Annotated in this window: 2 protein-coding genes and 1 pseudogene; 1 reads left to right on the top strand and 2 read right to left on the bottom strand. The window is 61.1% G+C overall.

Going from position 1 to position 2,568, the window contains the following annotated elements:
* On the bottom strand, positions 1-694 hold a 694-nt coding region (locus tag AC1DH9_RS28365), incomplete at its 3' end, for an aromatic ring-hydroxylating oxygenase subunit alpha (RefSeq protein ID WP_477809255.1).
* 243 nt (positions 695-937) lie between these two features.
* Between AC1DH9_RS28365 and AC1DH9_RS28360 the strand changes: the two genes are divergently transcribed.
* Entirely contained in the window at positions 938-2,089 is a 1,152-nt protein-coding gene (locus AC1DH9_RS28360) for an MFS transporter (RefSeq protein WP_427539728.1), read from the top strand.
* 76 nt (positions 2,090-2,165) lie between these two features.
* Here the strand turns inward: AC1DH9_RS28360 and AC1DH9_RS28355 are convergent.
* Positions 2,166-2,568, bottom strand: a pseudogene (locus AC1DH9_RS28355) (hypothetical protein); the annotation flags it as partial.

Genomic DNA, 2,568 nt, shown 5'->3' with positions numbered 1-2,568 from the left:
CCCCTGACCTGGATGGAAAGGCCCGCCAGATCTCAAGGTGATCGCCCTGCCAGAGTAATAGCGTGTTGGGGAACAGCAGGTAGATGACGAGCGAATGCTTGAGCAAATTCCAGCGGTCCTCGGGACTGTCACGCATCTGGAGGATGGAGCGCCGCGGCATGATCAAACGGGCGTTAAGGCCAAGGGCCTGGAAGTGGCTGATAGACGGCAGAAATATCGGCAAGACCGTTGCCCGGTGCACAAACGGGAAATGCCAGTTTTCAAGAAAGGTATCAATCACGATTTTCCAGTTGATCGAGCGGTGCAGGAGGCGCGTTTCATAGTGCGCAAAACGCTGGAAATCGTACCCGGCGAGTTCATCATTCAGCGCGCCCAGTTGAGCGTCGATATTGATCGTCATTCCCGGGGTTGGATGTACCCAGATCAAGCCATTGCGTTCGACCACCGACAGCGCGACCAGATTGCGTTCGGCACGATCCAGACCATCAAAACCGCCTGAAGGTGCCAGCTGTGCAAGCGTGCCGTGCAAATCATAGGTCCAGCCGTGATAGGGACAGGACAGCGAGGATGCCAAACGACCAGTGCCCTCCAGCAGTTTCGCCCCGCGATGCCGGCAGACATTGATGAAGGCATTCAATCTGCCCTCTGCAGTTCGCACAACCAGTATGGGCACACCAGACAAATCATCAGTCAAATAATCGCCTGGGTGAACCAGCCGGCAACTCAGCCCCATCAGCAACTCTTCTTGAGTCAGCGCGATGAAGCAGGCTTTGTTCTATGCGCAAAAACCGTCGCCGTAAACTGTAAGAAGTAACAGGTACTTGTACGGTCGACCTCGCCGGACTGCACCTGATATGCAAGGATGTTGCACTTTGCGCAGCGCCATTGGCGGCAACAGCCCGCAGGGTAGGTGCTGGCGTTTTGGCCAAGGACTTTCATGACTGCCATCAACACCCGAACCCCACTCATTCCCGGGCGCCTCGAACAGATGTCGACGCGCATCGCCTTCTTTATTGCCGGGTTCGGCATCGCCGCGTGGGCGCCGCTGGTGCCATACGCCAAAGCCCGGGCCGGGCTCGATGACGGCACACTCGGCGTGTTGTTGCTGTGCCTGGGGGTCGGTTCGATTCTGGCGATGCCGATGGCCGGTATGCTGGCCTCGCGCTTCGGCTGTCGGCGGGTGCTCAGTGGCGGCACGCTGTTGATCTGCCTGGCACTGCCGCTGCTGGCCACGGTGTCGTCGATCCCGCTGCTGATTGCTGCGCTGTTCCTGTTCGGAGCCGGGTTGGGCACAGTGGATTCGACGGTAAACCTGCAAGCGGTGATCGTCGAGCGCGCCAGCGGCAAGACCATGATGTCGGGCTTTCACGGCTTGTTCAGCCTCGGCGGGATTGTCGGCGCGGCCGGTGTCAGCGCCCTGCTCGGCCTGGGTATTTCGCCGTTGGGCGCGACCTTGGTGGTGATCGTGTTTCTGCTGGTGTCGTTGCTCAAGGCTGCGCCCCATCTGTTGCCCTACGGCAGCGAAAGCTCGGGGCCGGCGTTCGCCATTCCCCACGGCGTGGTGCTGTTTATCGGCAGCCTGTGCTTTATCGTGTTCCTGGCCGAAGGCGCGGTGCTGGACTGGAGCGCGGTGTTCCTGACCTCAGAGCGTGATCTCGACACCGCGTATGCCGGACTGGGCTATGCCGCGTTTGCCTTGACCATGACGGTCGGGCGGCTGACAGGCGATGCCATCGTGCATAAGCTGGGGGCCACGCGCGTGATCGTGTTTGGCGGTTTGACCGCGGCTGCCGGTTTGCTGCTGGCAACCTTGGCACCGGCCTGGGAAGCCGCGCTGATCGGTTACGCGCTGGTTGGGGTCGGGTGTTCGAACATCGTGCCGGTGCTGTACACCGCTGTCGGCAAACAGAACGTCATGCCGGAAAACATCGCCGTGCCCGCCATCACGACGTTGGGGTATGCGGGAATCCTGGCGGGGCCTGCCGTGATCGGCTTTATCGCCCACGGCAGCAGCTTGAGTTTTGCCTTCGGATTGATCTCGGTGTTGCTGCTGGCAGTGGCGGTCGGTGGCAAGGCGTTGAAGGTCTGAGTCGCCGAAGCAAAAGACCGCAACCATCACCCGCCGCAATGCGCTGGCGGGTGACGCGGGGCCAAACAGCGGGCGTTTAAAAACGCAACGTGGCACCGGTGGCAAGCCACCGTTCGCGGTCGTTGTTCAGGTGGCGTCCGATCACTAGGTCGATATCAACCTTTTTGCCCAGATGCAGACGAGGTCCGGCCTGCCAGCCCTGATCTGCACCCTGCTGGCCGAAGCGTTCGGCAATCAGCGTCAGGGATTCGGCCAGCGCGTACTCAACGCCTGTGCCCCAGGTCCAGCTGCGGCGTTGCTTGCCGTCGTCATATTCGTGGGTCCAGCCGGTGCTGACGTTCAGGCGCAACGACTCGACCGGCTGATACGTCATGGGCAGGGTCAGGTCGGCGCCATCGAAGGAGTGGCGGCGGTTGAGGGCAAAATTTGCGCCTGCGGCAAGGGCCACTTCCAGCCCCAGCTCGTCATCACTGAACACC

It is taken from the genome of Pseudomonas sp. 05T35, from assembly GCF_056396605.1.
This window is presented reverse-complemented; position numbering and strand designations above follow the sequence as displayed.

Coding starts and splice junctions, on each gene's coding strand:
- AC1DH9_RS28360 (WP_427539728.1), top strand. CDS start 938: ATGACTGCCATCAACACCCGAACCCCACTCATTCCCGGGCGCCTCGAA.